This is a genomic window from Delftia sp. S65 (assembly GCF_016516495.1).
Lineage (GTDB): Bacteria > Pseudomonadota > Gammaproteobacteria > Burkholderiales > Burkholderiaceae_C > Comamonas > Comamonas acidovorans.
The window spans coordinates 342,453-367,339 of record NZ_JACVUR010000002.1; the positions used below are offsets into that span (position 1 = coordinate 342,453).

20 protein-coding genes are annotated in these 24,887 nt (G+C 68.0%); 13 read left to right on the forward strand and 7 right to left on the reverse strand.

Translation table 11 applies throughout. From position 1 onward, the window contains the following. Nucleotides 1–68: 68 nt before the first annotated feature. Nucleotides 69–1,274: an ABC transporter substrate-binding protein gene (locus IAE24_RS03505; protein ID WP_063328574.1), complete on the reverse strand. Its 1,206-nt coding sequence runs from the start codon at nucleotides 1,272–1,274 to the stop codon at nucleotides 69–71. A 244-nt stretch (nucleotides 1,275–1,518) separates the two neighbouring features. On the opposite strand from IAE24_RS03505, the gene IAE24_RS03510 reads away from it, so the two are divergent. Together IAE24_RS03510 and IAE24_RS03515 are read left to right on the forward strand one after the other, a co-directional pair. Continuing rightward, entirely contained in the window at nucleotides 1,519–2,535 is a 1,017-nt protein-coding gene (locus IAE24_RS03510; RefSeq protein ID WP_013804785.1) for a FadR/GntR family transcriptional regulator, read from the forward strand. Between the two features lie 113 nt (nucleotides 2,536–2,648). After that, nucleotides 2,649–3,665, forward strand: a complete 1,017-nt coding sequence (locus IAE24_RS03515) for a Bug family tripartite tricarboxylate transporter substrate binding protein (RefSeq protein ID WP_013804784.1) — start codon at nucleotides 2,649–2,651, stop codon at nucleotides 3,663–3,665. A 79-nt stretch (nucleotides 3,666–3,744) separates the two neighbouring features. Here the strand turns inward: IAE24_RS03515 and IAE24_RS03520 are convergent, their stop codons facing one another. Further along, nucleotides 3,745–5,103: an aspartate aminotransferase family protein gene (locus IAE24_RS03520; RefSeq protein WP_199958570.1), complete on the reverse strand. Its 1,359-nt coding sequence runs from the start codon at nucleotides 5,101–5,103 to the stop codon at nucleotides 3,745–3,747. 245 nt (nucleotides 5,104–5,348) lie between these two features. Between IAE24_RS03520 and IAE24_RS03525 the strand changes: the two genes are divergently transcribed. After that, nucleotides 5,349–6,317: a LysR family transcriptional regulator gene (locus IAE24_RS03525; RefSeq protein WP_071953990.1), complete on the forward strand. Its 969-nt coding sequence runs from the start codon at nucleotides 5,349–5,351 to the stop codon at nucleotides 6,315–6,317. Between the two features lie 427 nt (nucleotides 6,318–6,744). Here the strand turns inward: IAE24_RS03525 and IAE24_RS03530 are convergent, their stop codons facing one another. After that, nucleotides 6,745–7,005 (reverse strand): DUF2061 domain-containing protein, encoded by a 261-nt coding sequence (locus tag IAE24_RS03530; RefSeq protein WP_013804781.1) that lies wholly within the window; start codon nucleotides 7,003–7,005, stop codon nucleotides 6,745–6,747. Between the two features lie 150 nt (nucleotides 7,006–7,155). On the opposite strand from IAE24_RS03530, the gene IAE24_RS03535 reads away from it, so the two are divergent. The 5 genes from IAE24_RS03535 (at nucleotide 7,156) to sigJ (ending at nucleotide 14,156) form a co-directional block, all read left to right on the forward strand. Then, complete coding sequence (locus tag IAE24_RS03535) at nucleotides 7,156–10,926, forward strand: PAS domain S-box protein (protein WP_199958569.1); 3,771 nt, start codon at nucleotides 7,156–7,158, stop codon at nucleotides 10,924–10,926. Beyond that, on the forward strand, nucleotides 10,923–11,924 hold the full coding sequence (locus IAE24_RS03540) for an HD-GYP domain-containing protein (RefSeq protein WP_012207812.1): 1,002 nt from the start codon (nucleotides 10,923–10,925) through the stop codon (nucleotides 11,922–11,924). Before IAE24_RS03535 ends, IAE24_RS03540 begins: the two co-directional genes overlap by 4 nt. A gap of 94 nt (nucleotides 11,925–12,018) precedes the next feature. Further along, a complete protein-coding gene (locus tag IAE24_RS03545) occupies nucleotides 12,019–12,543 on the forward strand; it encodes a GNAT family N-acetyltransferase (protein WP_199958568.1) in 525 nt (174 codons plus the stop codon). Nucleotides 12,544–12,622: 79 nt separating this feature from the next. Continuing rightward, nucleotides 12,623–13,123, forward strand: a complete 501-nt coding sequence (locus tag IAE24_RS03550) for an NUDIX hydrolase (RefSeq protein ID WP_043796522.1) — start codon at nucleotides 12,623–12,625, stop codon at nucleotides 13,121–13,123. Nucleotides 13,124–13,193: 70 nt separating this feature from the next. Beyond that, on the forward strand, nucleotides 13,194–14,156 hold the full coding sequence (sigJ, locus tag IAE24_RS03555) for an RNA polymerase sigma factor SigJ (RefSeq protein WP_199958567.1): 963 nt from the start codon (nucleotides 13,194–13,196) through the stop codon (nucleotides 14,154–14,156). Here the strand turns inward: sigJ and IAE24_RS03560 are convergent. The 3 genes from IAE24_RS03560 to fur all read right to left on the reverse strand — a co-directional run bounded on the left by IAE24_RS03560 (nucleotide 14,144) and on the right by fur (nucleotide 17,522). Then, nucleotides 14,144–15,358: a DUF1501 domain-containing protein gene (locus tag IAE24_RS03560; RefSeq protein ID WP_199958566.1), complete on the reverse strand. Its 1,215-nt coding sequence runs from the start codon at nucleotides 15,356–15,358 to the stop codon at nucleotides 14,144–14,146. The genes sigJ and IAE24_RS03560 overlap by 13 nt on opposite strands. 17 nt (nucleotides 15,359–15,375) lie before the next feature. After that, nucleotides 15,376–16,953 carry a DUF1800 domain-containing protein gene (locus IAE24_RS03565; RefSeq protein WP_199958565.1) on the reverse strand — a complete coding sequence of 526 codons (1,578 nt, stop codon included), beginning with the start codon at nucleotides 16,951–16,953 and terminating at the stop codon, nucleotides 15,376–15,378. A 143-nt stretch (nucleotides 16,954–17,096) separates the two neighbouring features. Continuing rightward, nucleotides 17,097–17,522, reverse strand: a complete 426-nt coding sequence (gene fur / locus IAE24_RS03570; protein WP_013804774.1) for a ferric iron uptake transcriptional regulator — start codon at nucleotides 17,520–17,522, stop codon at nucleotides 17,097–17,099. A gap of 156 nt (nucleotides 17,523–17,678) precedes the next feature. Between fur and IAE24_RS03575 the strand changes: the two genes are divergently transcribed. The 4 genes from IAE24_RS03575 to IAE24_RS03590 all read left to right on the forward strand — a co-directional run bounded on the left by IAE24_RS03575 (nucleotide 17,679) and on the right by IAE24_RS03590 (nucleotide 20,491). Continuing rightward, nucleotides 17,679–18,227, forward strand: coding sequence for an outer membrane protein assembly factor BamE (locus tag IAE24_RS03575; RefSeq protein ID WP_034397436.1), 549 nt, complete (start codon nucleotides 17,679–17,681; stop codon nucleotides 18,225–18,227). 124 nt (nucleotides 18,228–18,351) lie between these two features. After that, nucleotides 18,352–19,188 carry a 4-hydroxy-tetrahydrodipicolinate reductase gene (gene dapB / locus IAE24_RS03580; protein WP_199958563.1) on the forward strand — a complete coding sequence of 279 codons (837 nt, stop codon included), beginning with the start codon at nucleotides 18,352–18,354 and terminating at the stop codon, nucleotides 19,186–19,188. A gap of 64 nt (nucleotides 19,189–19,252) precedes the next feature. Then, the gene (locus IAE24_RS03585; RefSeq protein ID WP_192368499.1) at nucleotides 19,253–19,987 is read left to right on the forward strand and encodes a MotA/TolQ/ExbB proton channel family protein; all 735 of its coding nucleotides are present in this window, start codon (nucleotides 19,253–19,255) and stop codon (nucleotides 19,985–19,987) included. A gap of 24 nt (nucleotides 19,988–20,011) precedes the next feature. After that, on the forward strand, nucleotides 20,012–20,491 hold the full coding sequence (locus IAE24_RS03590; RefSeq protein WP_012207802.1) for an ExbD/TolR family protein: 480 nt from the start codon (nucleotides 20,012–20,014) through the stop codon (nucleotides 20,489–20,491). Between the two features lie 27 nt (nucleotides 20,492–20,518). Here the strand turns inward: IAE24_RS03590 and IAE24_RS03595 are convergent, their stop codons facing one another. Beyond that, on the reverse strand, nucleotides 20,519–21,733 hold the full coding sequence (locus tag IAE24_RS03595) for a mechanosensitive ion channel family protein (RefSeq protein ID WP_043783749.1): 1,215 nt from the start codon (nucleotides 21,731–21,733) through the stop codon (nucleotides 20,519–20,521). A gap of 362 nt (nucleotides 21,734–22,095) precedes the next feature. Here IAE24_RS03595 and leuS point away from each other — a divergent pair, with 362 nt between their 5' ends. After that, on the forward strand, nucleotides 22,096–24,831 hold the full coding sequence (gene leuS, locus IAE24_RS03600) for a leucine--tRNA ligase (protein ID WP_063328564.1): 2,736 nt from the start codon (nucleotides 22,096–22,098) through the stop codon (nucleotides 24,829–24,831). Nucleotides 24,832–24,887: the final 56 nt, after the last annotated feature.

A 24,887-nucleotide genomic window follows, 5' to 3' on the forward strand; every position in this document is an offset into this window, starting at 1 on the left:
CCCGCCGCGAGGGTGCCGTCCCCCCCGCGACGCGAGAGGGGGAAGCGGCGTAGCCGCTCAGGGGGCTTTCAAGCCAATTTGCAGCCGGTCTGATCGATGGGCAGGAAGGACTTGCCGGAGCTGACCACATCCACGTAGTCGTCCTTGTTCTTCATCTTGGACTTGGCCTTGCCCTTGAGCAGGTAGTAGCTCTTGAGCACCTGGTGGTCGGCCTTGCGCACTTCTTCCTCGCCCGTCAGGCCCTGGTACTTCATGCCTTCCAGCGCGGCGACCACGGCCTTGGGGTCGGCCGTGCCGGCCTTGATGATGGCGTCGATCATCAGCTTGGTGCAGATGTAGTGGCCGGCCAGGCTGTAGTTGGGATTGGCCTTGAACTTGTCGTTGCAGCGCTGCACCAGATCGCGGTTGAGCGGCGTGTCCACCGTGTGCCAGTACTGGGCGCCGAAGTACACGCCGTCGCACAGGTCGGCGCCCAGCGATTCGAACTGCTCCAGCCCCGAGGCCCAGGCGATCAGGATGGTCATGTTCTTGTTCATGCCGAAGCTGATGGCCTGGCGCAGCGTGTCCGAGGACTGGGCGCCGAAGTTCAGCAGCAGCAGCACGTCGGGCTTGGCGGCCACGGCATTGGTCAGGTAGCCGCTGAACTCCTTTTCGGTCAGCGAGTGGTAGCTGTTGCCCACATGCTCGATGCCCTTTTCCTTGAAGATGTTCTTGGCCGCCGTCAGCAGGCCGTCGCCGAACACGTACTGCGGCGTGATGGTGTACCAGCGCTTGGCCTTGGGCAGGGATTCGACCAGCGGGCGCACGGTCTGCTCGATGGCGCCGAAGGTGGGTGCCGACCAGCGGAAGGTGGCGCTGTTGCAGTCCTTGCCCGTGATCTCGTCGGCGCCTGCGGTGGTGATGAAGATGCCGCCGGTCTTCTCGGCCTCCTTGCCCATGGCCAGCGCCTCCGACGACAGGATGCCGCCTGCGAAGAAGCGCGTGCCCTGCTGCTGCGAAGACTCCTGCAGCTTGCGCACGGCCGTGGCGGGCTTGCCCTCGGTGTCCAGCACGGTGTAGGCCAGCGGCCGGCCCAGCGCCTTGCCGTATTGCTCGATGGCCAGCTTCATGCCCAGGTCCGCATACTTTCCGTTGGCCGCGAAGGCGCCCGACATGGGCACGGGGCAGGCGAACTGGATGCTGTCCTTGGACTGCGCCCAGACGCTGCGGCCCAGGCCCAGCGATGCGGGCAATGCGCCCAGTGCCGAGAGTTGCAGGAGGTGACGACGTTGCATGGGATCTCCGTGATGGGAACTGAAGGCGCGGCGGCCCGGGTACGCTTTTCAGAGCAAGTTGCATGCCAGTCGAAATGGGTGCGTGCAGGCTCCTTGATTCATATTTATAGTGATAAATAGAAGAAATATGGCGCGTGCTAACCCTAGGCGGGCACGGCCACGCGCCATGGCGGTGCATACTGCACCAAACCCGCATGCAGACTGGGCGCGGACACGATCCGGTGCCCTTCCGGAGAACACAACAATGGATACACCCAAGTCGCCCTCCCTGGCAATCCGGCAGCTCAAGCGCCCGGATCTCGTGGCCCAGGAGATCAAGCGCCTGATCACCGAAAAGAACCTCAGCCCTGGCGACCGCCTGCCGCGCGAAAGCGAGCTGCAGGCACAGTTCCAGGTCAGCAAGGGCACGATCCGCGAGGCCCTCAAATCGCTGGAAGTGCAGGGGCTGATCACCATCTCCACCGGCCCTTCGGGCGGTGGCACGGTCGTCGAGGTGCCGCTGGACCGCACGCTGCAGTTCATGCAGAACTACCTGTTCTTCCAGGAGGTGACCATCGACGACATCTACACGGTGCGCCAGATGCTGGAGCCCGAGCTGGCGGCAGGCGCCGTGCCCCATCTGACCGAGGCGGATTTCGACGCGCTGGAGCACAGCATCGCCTGCTGCGACCCCACGCAAAGCAGCGAGGACCTGGTGAGCCAGCGGCGCGAGGACGTGAACTTCCACGACATCCTTGCAGCGGCCAATCCCAACCCCTTCCTGCGCTTCACCTGCGAGCTCATCAACGAGATGATTCGCCAGCTCATCGTCTTCGCCAACCGCACGCCCCAGTCCGAGCACCGGCGCTTTGGCGAGGCCAATGCCCGGATCCACCGCGACATCGTGCAGGCCGCACGCGAACGCGATGCCGTGAAGGTGCATGCGCTGATGCAGCAGCACATGCGGGATGCAGCCAGCAGCGTCAAGCGCATGAAGGGCCGCATCCAGGGGCGGCTCATCCTGGATGCCGACAGCCTGCGCAGCCCGCGTCCGCAACGCGCCGTGCAGCCGGTGGAAAAGCCTGCGATGGCAGTGCCGAGGACTGCACCAAAAAAGGCACCGAAACCGGCAGCAAAAGCAGCGCCAACAACAACGGCAAGGCCGGCCGCAAAGACCGCCGCAAAAGCCGTCGCGAAGACCACCGCAAAGGCGGCTCCGAAGGCGCCCGCCAAGCCACTGTCGGCGCGTCCCGCCGCCGCACGCAAGCGCGCGGCCTCCTGAACTGTCCCGCGCCGGTCATTGCCGGCCCAGGCCACGCGTTTCGCGCCGCCCGCTGCTGGTATGCTGCCGCGCGCTCGGCCTTCACGCATTCCACCCCCTCACGAGACAACAGCATGAGACAAACCCCTTTCGCATCTTCCCGTACCCCTGCCCTGTGGCGCGCCCTGGCCGGCGGCCTGGCGCTGGCGGCCACGCTGGCGGCGCCCCTCGCCCATGCCCAGGGCGCAGGCAGCTATCCGTCCAAGACCATTCGCCTGGTCGTGCCCTTTGCGCCTGGCGGCTCCACCGACATCCTGGGCCGCCTGCTGGCGCAAAAGATGGGCGAGAGCATGCACACCACGGTGGTGGTGGACAACAAGCCCGGCGCCAACGGCACCATCGGCTGCGACCTGGTGGCCAAGGCGCCGGCCGACGGCTACACCGTGGTGCTGGGCGATGTGGGCTGCATGGCCATGGCCAAGGGCCTGTACACCAAGCTGCCCTATGACCCGCTGCGCGACTTCGCGCCCATCAGCCTGGTGGCACGCAGCCCGCTGGTGCTCACCGTGGGCGCGCAAAGCCCGTTCCACTCGCTCAAGGAGCTGACGGCGGCGGCCCAGGCCCAGCCCGGCAAGCTCAACTACCCCTCGTCGGGCACGGGCGGCCCCAACCACCTGGGCGCCGAGCTGTATGCCATGCAGGCCAAGGTCAAGATCGGCCATGTGCCCTACAAGGGCAGTGCGCCTTCCGTGGTGTCGCTGGCCGCCGGTGAGACCGACTTCGGCTTTCTCACGGCCGTGACGATTGCCGCGCAGCTCAAGGCCGGCAAGGTGCGTGCCCTGGCCGTGGCCCACAACGAACGCCTGCAGTCCATGCCCGACGTGCCCACCATGTCCGAGGCCGGCCTCAAGGACTTCACGGCCGATGCCTGGTTCCTCGCGGCCGTGCCCGCAGGCACGCCCAAGCCCATCGTGGACAGGCTCTACGCCGAGATCGCCAAGGCCCTGCCCGCGCCCGAGGTCAAGGAAAAGCTGGACGCCATGGGCGTGCTGCCCTCGGGCCTCAAGCCCGATGCCTCGGCCCAGTTCCTGCGCGTGGAAGTGGACAAGTGGCGCGATGTGATCAAGAACGCGGGCATCACGCTGGACTGATTTCGCAGCCTTGCCATTGCCATGTAAAAAGCCCCTGCGGCCTCACGGCCCAGGGGCTTTTCTCATGTGCCGGAGATGCTCAGTTCGTTTCGGTCAGGGCATCGCCCAGGGCGCTGACCAGCCGCTCGATCTCGGCCTTCTCGCTGATGAAGGGTGGCGCGATCTGGATGGTGTCGCCGCCGTAGCGCACGTAAAAGCCCTTGTCCCAGCACTTCATGGCGATCTCGTAGGGACGGCGGGCCGGCTCGCCGGGCAGCGACTCGATGGTGAAGCCCGCAGCCAGGCCGAAGTTGCGGATGTCGGCCACATGCTTTGCTCCCTTGAGGCTGTGCACGGCCTGCTCGAAGAACGGGGCCAGCGCGCGCACGCGGCCCGGGCCGTCCTCGCGCTGCAGCAGGTCCAGCGCGGCCACGCCTGCTGCGCAGGCAATGGGGTGGGCCGAGTAGGTGTAGCCGTGCGGGAACTCCAGCATGTACTCGGGGCCGCCCGCTGCCATGAAGGTGTCGTAGATCTCCTTGCTGGCCACCACGGCGCCCAGGGGCTGGGCGCCATTGGTCACCTGCTTGGCGATGTTCATGATGTCGGGCGTGACGCCGAAGGCCTCCGCCCCCGTCATGGCGCCGCAGCGGCCAAAGCCCGTGATGACCTCGTCGAAGATCAGCAGGATGTTGTTCTGCGTGCAGATCTCGCGCAGGCGCTGCAGATAGCCGGCCGGCGGAATCACCACGCCGGCCGAGCCCGAGAAGGGCTCGACGATGACGGCCGCGATGTTGCTGGCGTCATGCAGGGCGATCAGGTCCAGCAGCCGGTCGGCCAGCGCGCGGCCATCGGTGGCGGGCATGCCTTTGTGGAAGGACCCCAGCGCCGGCTGCGTGTGCGGCAGGTGGTCGGCCTCCACGCCCTGGCCGAAGGTCTTGCGGTTGCCCACCATGCCGCCGACGGAGATGCCGCCGAAGTTCACGCCGTGGTAGCCCTTCTCGCGCCCGATCAGCCGGGTCTTGCTGCCCTGGCCCTTGGCGCGCCAGTAGGCGCGTGCCATCTTCAGCGCCGTGTCGGCCGCCTCCGAGCCCGAGCCCGTGAAGAACACATGGTCCAGGCCTGCAGGCGTCAGCTCCTTGATCTTGTTGGCCAGCGCGAACGAGGCCGGGTGGCCGAACTGGAAGGCCGGCGCATAGTCCAGCTGCTGGGCCGCGCGGCCGATGGCTTCGGCGATCTCGCGGCGGCCATGGCCCAGGCCCGAGCACCACAGGCCCGACAGGCCGTCGAAGATCTTGCGGCCGTCGGCATCGGTGTAGTAGGCGCCCTGGGCGCTGGTGATCATGCGCGGGCGCGCCTTGAACTCGCGGTTGCCGGTGAAGGGCATCCAGTGGGCGTCAAGCCAGGCGGCATCGGTGCGCGTGGCGGCTGCAGCGCCTTGTTCGGTGGGAACCAGGGTCATGGTGATCTCCTCGGGCCGGGAAAGAAATAAAGGAACCGGCCCATTGTGATCGTGCCTTTTGATTTCTCGAAGTGCGTGATATCGAGGTTCACTTGCGGATTCCTGCAAGTGAGCAGGGGCTTGCCGGTCCGGGCCCGGAGAGCGCGCATTGTGGGAATCCATGGCCGATGCCGCCCTGGTGCTCGCCTATAGTGGCTCCCCTGTAGTGGTGGCCGGTTCAGGCGGGCACCGGGAGGCGAAGGGCGATGGCGGATTTTTCGATGGACAGCACCCCAGGCCGCCCGGCGCGGGACGGGCGCGCGCGCGCCGCGCTGGGCCAGCTGGGCGACATGGACCTGCGCCTGCTGCGCGTGTTCAAGGCCGTGGTCGAGTGCGGCGGCATGTCGGCTGCCGAGCTGGAGCTGAACATCGGCAGCTCCACGCTGAGCCGCCATATGAAGGACTTGGAGGAGCGCCTGGGCCTGACGCTGTGCCGGCGCGGGCGCGCGGGCTTCGCGCTCACGCCCGAAGGCCACCGCATCTATGAGGCCACCTTGCAACTGCTCGGTGGCGTGGAAGGCTTCCTGGGCCAGGTGGACGACATCCATGGCCGGCTGGCCGGCACGCTGGACGTGGCGCTGTTCGACAAGACCGTGGGCAATCCGCAGTCGCGCATTCCCGAGGCGATCGGCGTTTTGCACGACCAGGCGCCGCAGCTGCATCTGCGCCTGCATGTGGCCTCCATCCAGGCCATCGAGCGTGGGCTGATGGAGGGGCGCTGGCAGGTGGGCGTGCTGCCATCGGCACCCAGTTCGGGCGCGCTGGACAGCGCCCGGCTGTTTGGCGAGCGCATGCAGCTGTATTGCGCTCCCGGCCATCCGCTGCATGGCGCCGACCATGGCGCGCTGGACTGGAGCAGCCTGGGCGCGCATGCCTTCGCAGGCCTGGGCTACCAGTCGCCCAACATGGCGCTCAGCCACCAGGCCGGCCTGCAGCGCCAGGCCACCGGTTTTGACCAGGAGGCCATTGCCATGCTGGTGCGATCGGGCCGCTACCTGGGCTTTCTGCCCGATCACTATGCACAGGCCATGCAGGACCAGGGCCTGCTGCAGGCCGTGGCACCGCACCGCTTTTTCTATCTGTGTGATTTCTTCGCGGTCTGGCGCAATGCCGTGGCCCCTGGGCGTGCGGCCCGGGTGTTCATTGACGCCCTGCTGTCCGTGCACCATGGATGAACGGGTTCATCACAGCCTTGGAAAGAGGAAATTCACAGGTTTGATATCAGGATGTGCACAGGTTTTTGCACAGCTTGTGCTCAGGTTTTTGCAGCGTATGCGCTTGACAATGTTTGGCATTGTGGCCGGGGCCAGGGCTTCAGTCCGCCCCGATTGCGCCGACATGCATGCATGGATTCCGTGTCGGCCCTGGGCCGTACGAGCAGCGCCTTGATACCAACGATTTCGCATTTCCCGGGTTCTTGCCACCATGCGCCGCCATGTCCACCTCTCTTGCCGCCACGGCAGGGCCGGGTTTCAGCCCGTGCCGCCATCGACCATCCTGGCCAGGGTCTCGGCCAGCCATTTCCCGAATGAGTCTGCGCCAAGGGGCTGCATGGGTGTCGGCATGGGCATGGGCATGTTCATCTCCGTGTTCCCGGCAGGCTCAGGCTGCGGCCGTGGGCGGCGCCATCGCGGCGGCGGCATCGGCACGGCGGCGCAGGCCCCGTTCCCAGAGCTTTTCATGGAAGAAGAAGGCCACGGCCTGGACGGTGGGCTCCAGCAGGCTGAGCGTCAGCGCAGCCCAGAGGTTGCGGGTCACGGCATAGGCCACGGCCGCCGCCACCGTGACGTGGATGACGTAGTAGCTGGCGGTTTTCATCAGCGTGTGACGGTGGTGGTGCAGGGTCTGGCGGATGCGGGTCATGGGGCTTTCCTCGGGGCTTTTCTCGTGATGAGACTCCATGCTAGGTGTGATCAATAGCTGCGGCCAATCGAAAATGATTATCAAAGATATTAAGACTATCGATGGCGGGCAGGCAGGTGCCGTGGCCCTGTGCCATTCAGGGGGGGCGCCATGAATTGGGACGAGATCTTCGTGCTCGGATGGGCACCCCATCCGCAGTGGTTCCAGTGGCTGCATCCGGGCCTGGTGGCGCTGTCGGTGGGGGTGGCCGTGGCCACGTCGATGATGGCCATGCAGATCGCGGGGCTGGCGCGCAATGCCGCCTCGCCCCGGATACGCCGCACCGGCGTGCTGACCGGCGCCTTCTGCCTGGGCGCCGGCATCTGGGCCATGCATTTCATCGGCATGCTCGCCTTTGTGCCCTGCACCTTCGGCGACTACGACCCCTGGATCACCGCGCTGTCCATGCTGCCCAGCATGCTGGCGTCCTGGCTGGCGCTGACGCTGATGGTGCGGCCCCGGCTGTCCGCCCAGGCGCTGGTCGGCGGCGGCGTGCTCATGGGGCTGGGCATTGGCTCCATGCACTACATCGGCATGGCGGCGGCCCAGACCTGGAGCCTGATGCTCTACGACCCCTGGGGCGTGCTGCTGTCGGTGATCGTGGCCGCCACCATGGCCATGCTGTCGCTGTGGGTGCGCTTTCGGCTGGGCAACACGGGCCGCCTGTGGCCCACGCTGGTGGCCGGCATAGTCATGGGCCTGGCCATTTCCTGCATGCACTATGCGGGCCTGTACGCACTGCGCCTCAAGCCCGGTATCGATGCGCTGGCGCAGCAGCAGGCGCCCACGCATGCGCTGCTGGTGTTCTCCATCGTGGGCGTGGTGGTGCTGATCTTCGGCCTGGTGCTCGCGGTCAACATGACGCTGCGCTACCGCCAGATCTACCGGCAGGTCCAGCGCAGCGAGTCGCGCCTGCGCGCCGTGGTGGATACGGCGGTGGACGGCATCGTGATGATCGACGGGCGCGGCAGCATCGTCTCGTTCAACGGCGCGGCCGAGCGGCTGCTGGGCTGGACGGCGCATGAGGTGCTGGGCCGCAGCGCCAGCCTGCTCATGCCTGCGTCGGGCTGCGATGGTGAGGGCGGCTCGCTGGAAAAGCAGCTGGCCGCGGGCTTTGCAGGCCTGCTCGGCTCCAGCCGCGATGTCCATGCCCTGCACAAGGACGGCACGCAGATCGCCGTGCGCCTGGCCGTGGGCCGGGTGGCGATTGCGGGCGATCCGCTGTTCGTGGGCTTTGTGACCGACATCCGCGAGCGCCGCCAGATGCTGCAGTCGCTGCGCCGCAGCGAGGAGCAGTACCGCACCCTGATCAACAACGTGCCGGGCACCACCTTCCGCTGCCTGTATGACGGCAAGTGGACGCCGCTGCTGCTCAGCCGCTCCATCAAGGAGCTGACCGGCTGGACTGAGCAGGACTTCACGGACGGACTCACGGGCTGGGACCGGCTCATCCATGCCGAGGACCGCGACCGGCTGGAGGCTGCGGTCTCGCATTCGCTGTCACGGCGCCAGACCTACAACGCCGACTACCGCCTGCTGCACCGCGACGGCAGCACCCGCTGGGTGTCCGAGACCGGGCGCGGCGTCTTCAACGAGCACGACGAGCTGACCTGGATCGACGGCGTGATCATGGACCAGACGGCGGCGCGCGCGCGCAATGCCGAGTTCGAGGGCACGGTGCGCGCCATCGACCTGTCGCTGGCCACCATCGAGTACGACCTGCTGGGCCAAGTGCTGCGCGCCAACCGCAATTTCCTGGACCTGTTCGGCTACCGGCTCGACGAGGTCGCGGGCCGCCACCACGGCATGTTCTGCGAGCCCGGCTATGCCCACACGCCCGAGCATGTGCAGTTCTGGCGCCGCCTGGCCGAGGGTGAGTTCCAGGCCGGCGAATTCCTGCGCTGCGGGCGCGAGGGGCGGCGCATCTGGGTGCAGGCCACCTACAACCCCATACGCGACGCCGACGGCCGGCCCTACAAGATCGTCAAGCTGCTCACCGACATCAGTGCCCAGCGCAAGCTGGCCCAGGAGCTGGTGCTGGCCAAGGAGCATGCCGAGGCCGCCGCCGCCGCGCGCAGCACCTTCCTGGCCAACATGAGCCACGAAATCCGCACGCCCATGAACGCCATCATCGGCTTCACCGAGGCACTGCGCGAAACCGCCCTGCAGCCCACGCAGGCGCGCTACCTGGACACGGTGCACTACGCGGCGCGCTCCATGCTGCGCCTGCTCAATGACATCCTGGACACGGCCAAGCTCGACAAGGGCGCGGTGGAGCTGGAGATCGAGGATTTCTCGGTGCGCGAGCTGTGCCAGCAGATCCTGGCGTCGCTGCGCATCACGGCCGACCGCAAGGGCCTGGACCTGCGCCTGGACTACGATCCGCACACCCCGGCGGCCCTGCGTGGCGACGGCATGCGCGTGCAGCAGATCCTGGTGAATCTGCTGGGCAATGCCGTGAAGTTCACCGAGCGTGGCCATGTGCTGCTGCGCGTGCGCTACGAGCAGGGCGTGCTGCAGCTCGATGTGCATGACACGGGCATCGGCATCGCGCCCGAGAAGATCCACCGCATCTTCGACCCCTTCGCCCAGGCCGACGCCTCGACCACGCGGCGCTTTGGCGGCACGGGCCTGGGCACGACCATCTCGCGCCAGCTGGCCGAGCTCATGGGCGGCAGCATCCAGCTGCACAGCACCGTGGGCGTGGGCACGGTGTTCGAGGTGCGCCTGCCCCTGCCGGTCGGCGAGAGCCCGCTGTCCGAGCGCGGCGCGGCCAGCCGCGGCCTGCCGCCGCTGCACATCCTGGCCGTGGACGATGTGCCCGAGAACCTGGAACTGCTGCAGATCAACTTCTCCAGCCAGAACCACCAGATGGCGCTGGCGCATGACGGCGCCGAGGCGCTGCGCTGCGTGCAGGCGCAGGAGCCGCCCTTCGACGTGGTGCTGATGGACCTGCAGATGCCGGGCATGGATGGCCTGGCGGCGGCGCGCGCCATCCGCGTCTGGGAGCGGCAGCTGCAGCGCCGGCCCGTGCCCATCGTCGCGCTGTCGGCCAGCGTGCTGGAGAAGGACCGCAGCGACGCCAGCGCCGCCGGCATGGACGGCTTTGCCTCCAAGCCGCTGGACATGGCGCGGCTGCAGGCCGAGATCGCGCGGCTGCTGTCGCTGCAGGTGGCGCTCAAGGAGGCCAGGCCGCCCGCGCCCGCCAGTGCCCAGGCGGGGCTGCCCGATGTCACGGTGGACTGGGCCTCGGGCATTGCGCTGTGGGGCCGGGTCGATCCGCTGGTGGCCGCCATTCGGCGCTTTCTGAACGAGCAGCTCGACCTGGCCGATCGCCTGCGCCGCGCCCTGCAGCGCCCGGGGACCGAAGCCCTGGTGGGCCTGGCGCACCGCGTGCGCGGCGCGGCAGGCAACCTGGGGCTGCAGGCCATATACCGCCTGGCATCGCGCCTGGAAGGCCATGCGCAGGATGGCGCCCCGCAGCCCCAGCTGCTTGCACTCATCGACCAGTTGCAGCAGGCGCTGGATGCGGTGACGCAGGAGCTGCGCCAGCGCCATCCGGCCGCCATGCCGGTGGGCGAGGTCGCGGGTCAGGCGCTGCCCGGCGGTACGGCACCGGCGCCGCCCGTGGCCGATGCCGGGCCGCAGGGCGGCGCGTCCTGCCTGCCGGCCGATACCCGGCCCTGGCTGGAGCGCATCGTTGCCGCATTGCAAAGCGGGGAGCTGGACGGGCAGGCCATGCAAGCCCTGGTGCGCATGCTGACGGCCGAACAGCTGCAACCACTGCAGCAGGCACTGGATAATTTCGACTTCGAGCGTGCGCAGGAATGCGCCCAGCAGCTGCAGCAGCAACTGCCCTCGATCGATGGAGACAGAGCATGAATGCGCCCAATCTACTGGCAACGGACAAGCGCCCGCGCCTGCTGCTGGTCGATGACGACCCGACCAACCTGCATGTGCTGCGCCAGATCCTGGGCGAGGACTACCGGCTCTCGTTCGCCACGGACGGGCGCAAGGCACTGCAGCTGGCACAGCACCAGCCGGACCTGATCCTGCTGGACATCATGATGCCCGAGCTCGATGGCTACGCCGTGTGCCGCCAGCTCAAGGCACAGGCCGACACCGCCCGCATCCCGGTGATCTTCATCACGGCCCTGTCGGACGGGCAGGACGAGGCGCTGGGCTTTGCCTCCGGCGCGGTGGACTACATCGTCAAGCCCGTGCGTGCGCCCGTGGTGCGCGCGCGGGTGCGCAACCACCTGTCGCTGGTCAAGCTCGACGAGCTGCGCAGCACGCGGCTGCAGATCGTGCAGCGCCTGGGCCGCGCGGCCGAGTACCGCGACAACGAAACCGGCATGCACGTGATCCGCATGAGCCACTACGCAAAGACGTTGGCGCTGGCGGCCGGCTGCACCGACGAGTGGGCCGACGACCTGCTCAACGCCGCACCCATGCACGACGTGGGCAAGATCGGCATCCCCGACGCCATCCTGCTCAAGAACGGCCCGCTGACGGCCGAGGAATGGACCGTCATGCGCCGCCATCCGCAGATCGGCGCCGAGATCATCGGCGAGCACGACTCCCAGGTGCTGCAGATGGCCTACAGCATTGCGCTGACCCATCACGAGAAATGGGACGGCACGGGCTACCCGCAGGGCCTGGCGGGCGAGGACATTCCGCTGGCCTCGCGCATCGTGGCCGTGGCCGACGTGTTCGACGCGCTCACCACGGAGCGCCCCTACAAGCACGCCTGGACCGTGGACGACGCCATGGAGCACATAGAGCAGCAGGCCGGCGCCCACTTCGACCCGCGCCTGGTGCCGCTGTTCATCGGCCTGCGCCCGCAGCTGGAAGACATACGCGAGCGCTGGAAGGATTGACCGCACCGGCAGCACCGATTCCGGCAGGGCATGCTGGGGCATGGACCATCGCTTACCCTGGCGGGCCTGCCATCGGCGCTCAAATGACCTGTCCATGTCTTCTCCCCCGCCCCTCGCTGGCCGCTTCCATGTCCGCGCACTGACCGCTGCCGACCTGTCCGATCTGCTGCACATCCAGCTGGCCTGCTATGGCGCGGACTATGCCGAGAGCGGCGAGGTCTTTGCGCGGCGCCTGGCCAGCGCGGTGAACTGCTCGCTGGCGCTGGAGCAGGGCGGCCGGGTGCGCGCCTACCTTGCGGCCTACCGCAGCCGGATGGCCAAGATCACCCCGCTGCATGGTGACTTCGAAGCCGTGGAGCAGGCCGACACCCTCTACCTGCACGACATGGCCGTGCACCCCGACGCTGCAGGCCAGGGCCTGGCGCGCGCGCTGCTGGCGCCGCTTTGGGACAGGGCGCGTGCCGAGGGCCTGCGCCACACGGCCCTGGTGTCGGTGCAGGGCTCGCGCGGCTACTGGGAGCGCCATGGCTATGCCGTGCAGGCGCTGGCGAACCCGCTGCAGCAGCAGCGCCTGGACAGCTATGGCGATGGTGCGCTGTACATGGTCCGGCCGCTGTAGGGCGCGGTGTCGCGTGGGTGGCCGGCAGGGCGTGTTGAGGGGGTTTTGGCCGGGGACGTGGCGGCCGCCTCTGGTCATAATGCGCGCCATGCCCGATCGCTGGAAACCCAATGTCACTGTGGCGGCCATCATTGAGCGCGATGGCCGTTTTCTGCTGGTGGAAGAAGACACGGCCGATGGCGTGCGCTACAACACGCCCGCAGGCCATCTCGACCCGGCCGAGTCGCCCATCGCCGCCTGCGTGCGCGAGGTCGACGAGGAAACCGCGCACGACTTCGTGCCCACGGCCCTGGTCGGCATTTACCTGAACCGCTTCGTGCGCACGCGCACGGGTTCGGACATCACTTATCTGCGCTTTGCATTCACGGGCGAGCTGGGCGGGTTCCGGCCCGGCCAGCCGCTGGACGACGGCATCCTGCGCACGGTCTGGATGACGCTGGACGAACTCAAGGCCTGCGCAGCCCAGCACCGCAGCCCGCTGGTGATGCAAAGCATCGAGGACTACCTGGCCGGCCGCCGCTATCCGCTGGAGCTGATCCATACCGATCCCAGCGTGATGCAGGCTCCGCAGCCCCACTGAGTCACCAAGGCACCGAGCACCATGCCGGCCCTGTCTGTCACAAAACGCCACGCTCCCGCGTCTTGATGGCATGCAGACCTCCTCCGCCCCTGACGATCCCCTGGCGCTGTTCGAGCGCCACCGCCCGCGCCTGTTCGGCCTGGCCTACCGCATGCTGGGCCAGCGCGCCGATGCCGAAGACCTGGTCCAGGAAGCCTGGCTGCGCTGGCATGGCGCCGAGCGCGCCGGCATAGAGCAGCCCGAGGCCTGGCTGGTCTCCGTGACCACGCGTCTGGCCATAGACCGGCTGCGCCGCCTGCGCGCCGAGCGCGAGCACTACCAGGGCTTCTGGCTGCCCGAGCCCCTGGTCCAGCCCTGGGCCGAGGAGGCCGCGCCCTCGGCCGAAGACCTGCTGGAGCGGGCCCACGACGTGTCCACGGCCCTGATGTTCGTGCTGGAGCAGCTCACCCCCGACGAACGTGCGGCCTTCCTGCTGCGCGAGATCTTCGATGCCGACTATGCCGAGGTGGCCCAGGCCCTGGGCCGCAGCGAGGCCGCCTGCCGCCAGCTCGTGCACCGCGCCCGCAGCCATGTACAGGCCGGCCGCCCGCGCTTTGCGGCGCCGCCCGAGGCCCATGCCGCGCTGCTGCAGCGCTTTGCGCAGGCCGTGCAGGGGGGAAACTTCGCGCAGATCCAGGCGCTGTTCGCGCCCGATGCCGAGCTCATCAGCGACGGCGGCGGCAAGGTGCCCTCGTTCGGCCGCGTGCTGGAGACGGGCCGGCGCCTGGCCCTGCTGTACTTCGCCACCACGCGCCGCATGCGGCGCAACGGCCAGCGCCAGACCCTGCATTTGGCGCGCGTCAACGGCCTGCCGGGCCTGCTGCGCTGCATCGACGGCGAACTGGAGTCCGTGCAGACGCTGCTGGTCGAGGACGGCCTGATCCGCTGCATCTACACGCTGCGCAACCCCGACAAGCTGGCCGGCGTGGCCGTGCCGGCGCCACTGCCGTTCCCGGCAGGCCCTGCAGCGCAGCCAGATGGTCAGATGAACTGAAGATCGCGGGGCGTGACGCCCTCGAACACGCGCTGCAGCTGGGCCGGGCTCAATCCATACATGCGCTGGAACAGGCCGCCCAGCACGGCGCGGTACTCGTTGAGCACGGGATGGTCGCGGTTCTGGAACAGGTTTTTCTGGTTGACCTCGACCTGCTCGCCCACGATGCGCCCGCCCGCGCGCGAGGACAGCCCGCCGCCCAGCAGCCAGTAGGTCGTGCCGTGGCCGTGGTCCGTGCCCTTGTTGCCGTTCTCGCGGAAGGTGCGGCCGAACTCGCTGATCACCACCACCACCGTATGCCGCCAGGCCTCGGGGCCGATCTCCTGGGCAAAGCCGGCCAGGCCCCGGCCCAGCTCGTCCAGCCGCCCGGCCAGCGCGCCCGTGGCGCCGCCCTGGGCCACGTGCGTGTCCCAGCCGCCCACATCGACAAAGCCCAGGTCGAAGCGCTCGCGCATCAGGGCCGCCATGCGCTGCGCCACCAGGGCAAAGCCGCGTGCGCTGATGGCATTGCGCCCGGCCTGGTCCATTTCCTCCTGCACGCTGCGCTGCACGGCATCACGCACCGCAAAGCCCTCCTGCACGGCCGGGCCCAGGGCCGTGCCCGCGTACATGGCGGCAATGGCCTGGCTGCGGCGATCGTCCAGGCCGCCCTTGCCCACGGATGCCAGCGCCATGTTGGCGGCCGGCAGGCTGCCGCGCAGCAGCAGCGGAAGCTGGGGCGTGAAGGCCATGGGCGATACCGCCGTGCGGCCATCCTGTCCCAGCACCTGGGCCAGCCGGTTCAGAAAGCCCGACTGGTAGCTGCGGCGCCCGTCCAGGCCCTGGCCCAGCTCGATGGAGTCCTGCGTCTCGAAATGGCTGCGCGACAGGTCGTGCGTGCCCGCAAAGGGCACAAAGCAGGCCTGGCCTGCCTGGAACAGCGGGTGGATGCTGTCCTGCAGCACCGGGTGCAGGCCCCAGCGGTCGTCCAGCGCCAGGGCGCCCCGGGCCTCGCCGGGCCGGGCAATGGCGATGCTGGGGCGGGCCTCGTAGTAGAAGTCGCTGTGCGTGGGCACGAGCAGATTGCTGCTGTCATAGGCGCCGCGCAGGAACACCAGCAGCAGGCGCGGCGTGGCTGGCCGGGGCGTGGCGGCCTGCAGCCGGCCCAGGTGGGCGGCAAAGGGCACGGTGGAGGCCAGGGACAGAAAGTGGCGTCGCTGCATGGACAGTCTCCCGGGGGTCAGCGGAACATCATTTCGGGGGCGGACAGGAAGTAGGTATTCCAGTCCGCCGGACTGCGGGCCTGGGCCAGTGCCGCCTGCGTGGCCTGGCTCCACTGCGGCAGGCGCTGGCGCACGCTGGCCAATTCCGACAGCGTGGGGTAGGGCGGCTTCTCCAGCGCGTCTGCGGGGTCGGCGCGGAACAGGACGGCGCTGCGCGTGGCGATCTGGCGCGCCACCTCGAAGCGCGCCGCCATCTGGCCCGAGCTGGCCCAGTCGGACTGCATCTGCGGATAGCCGTCCGGCGTCTCATGCGCATAGAGGTTCTGCCCCAGCCGGTTGACCCAGCCCAGCACCGGCGCCACGTCGGCCGCCACGCGCTGATCCACCGACAGCCGCGTGGCGGCCAGCACGTAGTGCAGCGGATCGCGGAACTTGCGGCCGAAGCGGGCGGCCTCGGGATCGGCCAGCAGCGTGGCCACGGTGGCCGCGATATCGCCCCGGCTGCGCGTGAAGGCCTGGGCCGTGCGCTGCACCAGGGCGGGCGGCGGATCGTCGGCAATGAAGAACACCGCCAGCTTGCGCGCGATGAACTGCGCCGTGGCCGGCGAGGCGACGATGCGGTCCAGCGCCTCCTGGACCTCGGCCATGCCGCGTGCGTGCATGGGCTGGCCCAGGAAGGTCTTGGGGCCGTAGTCGTGCCGGTTGGGGTTGAACTCGAAAAAGCCCGAGCGCAGGTAGTCGCCCTGGCGCTCGGGGCGCATGCGCGGCGGCGGCGTGCCGGCCGGCTGCAGGCTGATGCCCACGCCGGTCAGGATGCGCGCCATCTCCTGCACATCGGCCTGGGTGTAGCCGCTGCCCACGCCCATGGTGTGCAGCTCCAGCAGTTCGCGCGCGTAGTTCTCGTTGATGCGGCCTGCCGCATTGCTGGCGTTGTCTAGGTAGCGCAGCATGGCCGGGTGGCGCAGCGAGGCTTCCAGCAGGCTGCGAAAGCTGCCCAGCGCATGCGGGCGTATGGCCTGCTCCTCGTAGTCGCCCACCCAGGCGCGGATATCGGCCTTGCGCAGGCTGACGCTGAAATGGTTCATCCAGAACCAGGTCATCTGCTCCTGCAACTGCGCCGGCGAGTACAGCGCACGGATCACGAAGCGCTTCTGGGCATCGTTGCCCAACTGGTTCAGCGTGCGCTGGTAGGTCTGCTGCAGCGCGGCCTTTTCATCGGCCGATGCCGCCTCCTGCACGGCTTTGCGCTGGGACTCCAGTTCCAGCAGAACCTCGTTCATGGGGCGCTGGCTGATGCCCAGCTGGTCAATCCGCTGCTGTGCCTGCGGCGGCAGCGGCCGGGGGCCGGGCTGCAACTGCCGGGCCAGCCAGGCCTTGAGGCCCAGGCGCTGCAGCTGTGCATCCTCGCTGTCGGTGGCGCCCCAGGTCACGCGGTCCAGCCATTGCTGGCGCTGCGCGGCGGTGAGGGGCGCATCGGGCAGGGCATGGAGTGCAGGCGTTGCGGAGGAGGGCGGCGCCTGCAGGGGCGCGCAGCCCGTGGCCAGGGTGATGGCGCAGAACGTGAGAGCGATGGCGAACGGCGATGTGCGGCGCATGGTGTCTCGGTGGGGAGGGGGCATCCATTGGACGCCAGCATCCTCCGCCCATGTGCTTCGCCCTGTAAAGCGCCGGTAGCAAAAAGTAAAAGGCAAAAAAAAGCGGAGTGCTTCACACTCCGCTTTTTTTGAGGGACCCGGCCTTATTTGCTGGGCCGGCTCGCGCATTCCGCGCACTGTCCGTACAGGGCCATCGAATGGTCCTGGATCACCCAGCCCTTGGCCTTGGCGATCAGGTTCTGGCGCTTTTCGATATCGGGATCGTAGAACTCCTCGACCTTGCCGCAGCTGGTGCACACGAAGTGGTCGTGGTGCTGGCCTTCATTGAGTTCGTAGACGGCCTTGCCGCTCTCGAAATTGCTGCGGATGAGGATGCCGGCCTGCTCGAACTGCGTGAGCACGCGGTAGACCGTGGCCAGGCCGATGTCCGAGCGTTCGTCCAGCAGCACGCGGAACACGTCTTCGGCCGTCATGTGGCGTTGCGCACCCGTCTGGAAGATCTCCAGGATCTTCAGGCGGGGAAGCGTGGCCTTCAGGCCGGTACTCTTGAGTTCGTCGATGTTCTTCATGTCTGGGTCTTTGGCAGAGACTGCCCGCTGGACTGCCACCATGGCAGGCGCGGGGCGGCGAACAAAATGGCCCTGGTGCCAGGGGCGTCGCATGATCGCAAGCCCTAGGGACCAGCCGCTACAATGATCCACGATCATATCCCTATGCTGATACCAATGCATGTTCAAGCCCGTTGCCGCACGAGTGCGGCCCTGATGCTGTCGATCGGGGTGGCGCTGGCAGGCTGCAGCAGCCTCGATGGCGCCGCGCACCGAGTCGCCAATGTCGTCACTCCCTACAAGGTCGAGGTCGTCCAAGGCAACTTCGTCTCCCGTGAACAGGTCGAGGCCCTGCAGCCCGGAATGAGCCGCCAGCAGGTGCGCGACATTCTCGGCACGCCGCTGGTCACCAGCGTATTCCACGCCGACCGCTGGGAATATGTGTTCACCATCAAGCGCCCCGGCGTCGATTCGCAGGTGCGCAAGCTGACCGTCTTCTTCAACGGCGACCTGTTTGCCCGCTCCGAAGGCGACGAGATGCCCACCGAGGCCGAATTCGTCGCCAGCCTGGGCTCCAAGAAGAAGCTGGGCAAGATTCCGCAGCTGGAAGCCAGCGAGGAGCAGCTGTCCAAGTTCCCGGCCGCCAAGCCTGTGGAAGAGCCCGTGGCCGCCGAGCCGCCGCCCACAGCGGCCAGCTACCCGCCACTGGAATCCGGCGCCCGTTGATATCGCCGCCCGCGCGCCGCAAGGCATGCGGGCGTTTTTCCGTGGATGGCGGCCGCCGCAGTGCCTGTCTGGCGCCGCTTTTGCCTGCTGTCCGTGCATTGAGCTTGTGCATCCCTTTCCCGACATGAACGCCACGACTGCCACTTCCTCCAGCAACAACCAGCGCCTGCGTGTGGCCGTGGCCGGCGCCTCCGGCCGCATGGGCCGCATGCTGATCGAGGCTATCGCGCAAAGCGATGACCTTGCGCTGGCCGCCGCGCTGGACCGCGCCGACAGCCCTTCGCTGGGCACCGACCCCTCGGCCTTCCTGGGCCAGCCCAGCGGCATCGCCATCGAAAGCGATGTGCGCGCCGCGCTGTCCAAGGCCGACTGCCTGATCGACTTCACGCGCCCCGAAGGCACGATGGAGCACCTGGCCATCTGCGCCGAGCTGGGCGTCAAGCTGGTCATCGGCACCACGGGCTTCAGCGACGAGCAAAAGGCCCGCATCGCCGAGTACGCCCAGCGCACGGCCGTGGTGCTGTCGCCCAACATGAGCGTGGGCGTGAACGTCACCTTCAAGCTGCTGGAGATGGCGGCCAAGGCGCTGTCCAGCGGCTATGACATCGAAATCGTCGAGGCCCACCACCGCCACAAGGTCGATGCCCCCTCGGGCACGGCCCTCAAGATGGGCGAGGTCATCGCCGAAGCCCAGGGCACGAAGCTGGCCGACCGCGCCGTCTACGAGCGCTTCGGCCACACCGGCGCGCGCGAGCACAACACCATCGGCTTTGCCACCGTGCGCGGCGGCGACATCATCGGCGACCACACGGTGCTGTTCGCGGGCACGGGCGAGCGCATCGAGATCTCGCACAAGTCCAGCAGCCGTGCCGGCTATGCGCAGGGCAGCCTGCGGGCGGCGCGCTTCCTGGCAGGCAAGGCAACGGGCCAGTACGACATGAACGATGTCCTGGGTCTGTGATGGCACAGACCCAGGGCCGTAGCGCCGCGTACCTCTCTTTGGCCATACGGGCGAGATAAAGACCATGACCGGCCCACTCTGGCTCTGGTGGCAGCAAGGCGACGCCGTGGCGCGCGGCACGGCGCTGCTGCTGCTGGCGCTGTCGGTGGCCAGCTGGGTGGTCATTGTCTGGAAGATCTGGTTCATGGCCGCCAGCCGCCGCCGAGTTCCACAGGCCATTGCGGCCTTCTGGAGTGCGCCGGACCTGGCCACGGGCCAGGCCCGCATGGCCGAGGGCGATCGCCAGCAACTGGTGGCGCCCATGGCCGGGGCCGTGTCCCAGGCCCTCGCGCCCACGGGCAGCAGCGGCATGGCGCTCTCGGGGCGCGCAGCGCGCTCCGTGCGCCTCACGCGCGGCCTGCGCCAGGCGCTGCAGTCGGCCAGCCACCAGCTTCAATGGGGCCAGACCCTGCTGGCCACCGTGGGCGCCACGGCGCCCTTCGTAGGCCTGCTGGGCACCGTCTGGGGCATTCACCACGCGCTGGCCACGCTGGCCGGCAGCGGACAGATCGGCATCGAGCAACTGGCCGGCCCTGTGGGCGAGGCCTTGGTGATGACGGCAGCCGGCCTGGCCGTGGCCCTGCCGGCCGTGCTGGCCTATAACCTGCTGGGCCGCGCCGCCGCCCAGATGGAAGCCCTGCTCGAAGGCTTTGCCCATGACCTGCAGGCCATGTTCGGCCTGGAGCAGCCCGGGCAGGCGCAGCCGGATGACGGCATGCCCGTCGCCGGCCTGCCGGCCGGCCCCATGGAAGCGCCCTGACCGGGCGGCCAGGCAGGAGCGCACATGGCCTTCGGACGACTGAGCGGCAAGGAGAGCGCCCCCCAGCCCATGCACGCCATCAATGTCACCCCGCTGGTGGACGTGATGCTGGTGCTGGTGGTCATCTTCATTCTTGCGGCACCCATGCTGGCTGCCTCCCTGCGCGTGCAATTGCCCCAGGCCCAGGGCACCCAGCCCATGGCGGCAGCGGGCGAGGACGATGCGCTGCTGCTGGAGGTCGATGCGCAGGGCGCGCTCTGGGTGCAGGGCCAGCCCACCACGCCCGAGGCACTGCGCGAGCGTCTGGCCCGGCTTGGCGCCCGCAATCCCCAGGCCGAGCTGCAATTGCGTGCCGACCAGGCCGTGCCCTATGGCCGCGTGGCCGAGCTCATGGGCTGGGCCCACGCGGCGGGCCTGACGCGCATGGGCTTCGTGGCAGAGCCTGCGCGAAGCCAGGAGGGCCGGTCCGCCGCCGTCCTGGGCCCTTCCGGCGCCGGGCGCTGAAGCGCCGCCGGGCCTGCGTCCGCGAACCTATTCCTGTCCTTCGGGCCAGCGCTCGCTGCCCGCCAGCCGCAGATGCTGGCCATGGTCCGAGGAACGCTGGTACAGGCTGAGCCCGAACAGCGGCAGCATGCCGATCAGGTGGTCGAAGATCGCGCCCTGTATGGCCTCGTACTCCACCCAGACCGTGGTGCTGGTGTAGCAAAACAGCTCCAGCGGCACGCCCATGGGCGAAGGCTCCATGGTGCGCACCAGCAAAAACATGTTCGGCGTCTTGTGGATGTGCGGATGGCGCAGCAGGTAGGCGTATGCATAGGCCTTGAAAACGGCCAGATTGCTGAGTTGCTGCGCGGCCATCTCGCTGCCTGCAGGCGCGTCGGCCATGCGCAGGTCGCCGCTGCGGGTCCAATGGTCCTTCAGGGGCTCCAGCAGCGCCAGTTTCTGCCGCTGCTCGGGCGTCAGCAGGCGGATGGTGTGGGCGTCTATGTGCAGCGAGCGGCGGATGCGGCGCCCGCCCGACTCGAACATGCCGCGCCAGTTCTTGTAGCTGTCGCTCATCAGCCGCCAGGTGGGAATGGTGGTGATGGTCTTGTCCCAGTTCTGCACCTTCACCGTGTGCAGCGCGATGTCGATCACGAAGCCATCGGCGCCGACCTGGGGCATCTCTATCCAGTCGCCCACGCGCAGCATGTCGTTGGAGCCCAGCTGCACGCCGGCCACGAAGGACATGATGGTGTCCTTGAAGATCAGCATCAGCACGGCCGAGGCCGCGCCCAGGCCCGACAGCAGCAACAGCGGCGAGCGGTCCACCAGGGTGGCGACGATGAGCACGATGGCGATCAGGAACACCAGCAGCTTGCCCAACTGCACATAGCTCTTGATCGAGTGGGCCTGCGTGGCCTTGCGCTCTTCCTTGAGCTCGTGCGCCTCGTTCATGGCGTTGAGCAGGGCGCTGATCACGCGGGCCACGTGGTAGATGGTGCAGGCGATGGCCAGGTTCAGGATCAGCGTGGCCCACTGCGGCTGCAGCTGCGGTATGGCCTGCACGCCCGACTGCATGACCAGCGAAGGCACGGCCTTGGCCAGCCGCTGCAGCACGCTGTCGTGCAGCAGCACCTGCGCCCATTCCATCTCCACCAGCGTGCTGCGCATGCGCGGCAGCACGCGCAGCAGCAGCCATTGCACGACAAACCCCGCCGAGCGGGCCAGCAGCACCAGCGCGCACAGCGCGGCCAGGGCCTGCATGACGGGATCCCAGCCGGAAATCAAAGACCAGTTCAGCAAGAAAAACTCCAGGGCGTTGCAGTGCCGGCCTGCCTGCGGCCGGCACCATGAGGCCGCGCGCAGTGGCGGCATGCCCGGGAGATGCGCATCGGTTCCTGCGCAAGCCCGGGCTGGCGATGGAGGAACGCCTGCGGCATGGCGCCGCAGAGTTGGCAAGCATACGCAGTGCGGCTTTTCCCCGTGCCATAGGCGGGCAAGCGGCCGCCGATGACGCAGTACCGCCTGCGGGCTTGTGGGCGGCTTCGGGCACGGCCGGGCCGGGGGCCTAAAATCGCCGGTTGATTCCGGCAATCCACCTTGTCAGGCCCCTGGGCCGCAGCACCATGCAAGAGAAATACAACCACATCGACGTTGAGCGCGCAGCGCAAGACCACTGGTCCGCCCGCGACGCTTACCGCGTGACCGAAGACCAGGCCAAGCCCAAGTTCTACGCCTGCTCCATGCTGCCCTACCCCAGCGGCAAGCTGCACATGGGCCATGTGCGCAACTACACCATCAACGACATGCTGACGCGCCAGCTGCGCATGAAGGGCTACAACGTCCTCATGCCCATGGGCTGGGACGCCTTCGGCCTGCCGGCCGAGAACGCTGCGCTCAAGAACAAGGTGCCGCCTGCGCAGTGGACCTACGACAACATCGCCTACATGAAAAAGCAGATGCAGGCGATGGGGCTGGCAATCGACTGGAGCCGCGAGATCGCCACCTGCGACCCCGACTACTACAAGTGGAACCAGTGGCTGTTCCTGAAGATGCTGGAAAAGGGCATTGCCTACCGCAAGACCCAGGTCGTGAACTGGGACCCGGTGGACCAGACCGTGCTGGCCAACGAGCAGGTCATCGACGGCCGCGGCTGGCGCACGGGCGCGCCGGTCGAAAAGCGCGAAATCCCCGGCTACTACCTGAAGATCACCGACTACGCCCAGGAGCTGCTGGACCATGTCCAGGTGGGCGGCGACAAGGCCACGCTGACCGGCTGGCCTGAAAAAGTCCGCCTGATGCAGGAAAACTGGATCGGCAAGAGCTCCGGCGTGCGCTTTGCGTTCACCCACGACATCCGTGGCGCCGACGGCCAGCCCATCCAGGACGGCCGCCTGTACGTGTTCACCACGCGTGCCGACACCATCATGGGCGTGACGTTCTGCGCAGTGGCGCCCGAGCATCCGCTGGCCCTGCACGCCGCCGCCACGAGCCCCAAGCTGGCCGCCTTCATCGAAGAGTGCAAGAAGGGCGGCACCACCGAGGCCGAACTCGCGGTCAAGGAAAAGGAAGGCCTGCCCACGGGCCTGTTCGTCACGCATCCGCTGACGGGCGCCCAGGTCGAGGTCTGGGTCGGCAACTACGTGCTCATGAGCTACGGCGACGGCGCCGTCATGGGCGTGCCCGCGCATGACGAGCGTGACTTCGCCTTCGCGAAGAAGTACGGCATCGCCATCCGCCAGGTCATCGCGGTCGAAGGCGAGACCTTCAGCACCGAGGCATGGGCCGACTCGTACGGCGACAAGCAGCGCGCTGTCTGCATCGATTCCGGCGAACTCGACGGCCTGCCCCATGTGGCGGCCGTGGACAAGGTGGCCGAACTGCTGGCCGCCAAGGGCCTTGGCGAGAAGAAAACCACCTGGCGCCTGCGCGACTGGGGCGTGAGCCGCCAGCGCTACTGGGGCACGCCGATTCCCATCATCCACTGCGAGGACTGCGGCGCCCAGCCCGTGCCCGCCAAGGACCTGCCCGTGGTCCTGCCCCAGGACCTGGTGCCCGATGGCTCGGGCAACCCCCTGATCAAGAGCGAAGCCTTCCACGCCGGCGTGGTCTGCCCCTGCTGCGGCAAGAGCGCGCGCCGCGAGACCGACACCATGGACACCTTCGTGGACTCGTCCTGGTACTTCATGCGCTATTGCGACGCCAGGAACAGCGAGCAGATGGTGGCGGAAGGTGCCGAGTACTGGATGCGGGACCAGAATGCCGCCACCGGCGGCAGCGGCATGGACCAGTACATCGGCGGCATCGAGCACGCCATCCTGCACCTGCTGTACGCGCGCTTCTGGACCAAGGTCATGCGTGACCTGGGCCTGGTCAAGGTCGATGAGCCCTTCACCAAGCTGCTGACCCAGGGCATGGTGCTCAACCACATCTACAGCCGCCGCACGGCCAAGGGTGCCAAGGAGTACTTCTGGCCCAAGGATGTCGAGCATGTGTTCGACGAGACCGGCAAGATCGTGGGCGCCAAGCTCAAGGCCGAGGTGGACAGCGCCGATGGCCTGCTGCCCGTGGGCACGGACATCGACTACGAGGGCGTGGGCACCATGTCCAAGTCCAAGAACAACGGCATCGATCCGCAGGAGCTGATCGAGAAGTACGGCGCCGACACCGCGCGTCTGTACACCATGTTCACCGCGCCGCCCGAGCTGACGCTGGAGTGGAACGATGCCGCCGTCGAAGGCAGCTACCGCTTCCTGCGCCGCGTCTACAACTTCGGCGCCAAGCTGTCGCAGATGGACATGGCCGGTGCCGTGCAAAGCGTGGCCGGCGCCAAGTCGCTGGACGACGTGGAGTTCGGCAAGGCCGCCAAGTCCCTGCGCCTGGAGATCCACACCGTGCTCAAGCAGGTGGAATACGACTACCAGCGCATGCAGTACAACACCGTGGTCTCGGGCGCCATGAAGATGATCAACGCGCTGGAGGACTTCAAGTCCTTCGACGACGCGGGCGCCCAGGTGGCGCTGATCGAAGGCTTCGGCATCCTGCTGCGCGTGCTCTACCCGGCCACGCCCCACCTGGCCCATGCGCTGTGGAGCGAGCTGGGCTACGCCGCCCACCTGGGCGACGTGCTGGATGCGCCCTGGCCCCAGGTCGATCCCCAGGCCCTGGTGCAGGACGAGATCTCTCTGGTGCTGCAGGTCAACGGCAAGCTGCGCGGGGCCATCCTGGTGTCCTCGACGGCCGACAAGGCCGAGATCGAGCGCATCGCCCTGGCCAACGAGGAATGCCAGAAGTTCACCAACGGTGCCGTGCCCAAGAAGGTGATCGTGGTGCCTGGCCGCCTCGTCAACGTCGTGGTCTGACCCCCTGGGGGGCCGGGCCCCCCCCCCCCCCCCCACGCAACAACCAGCAAAAAACA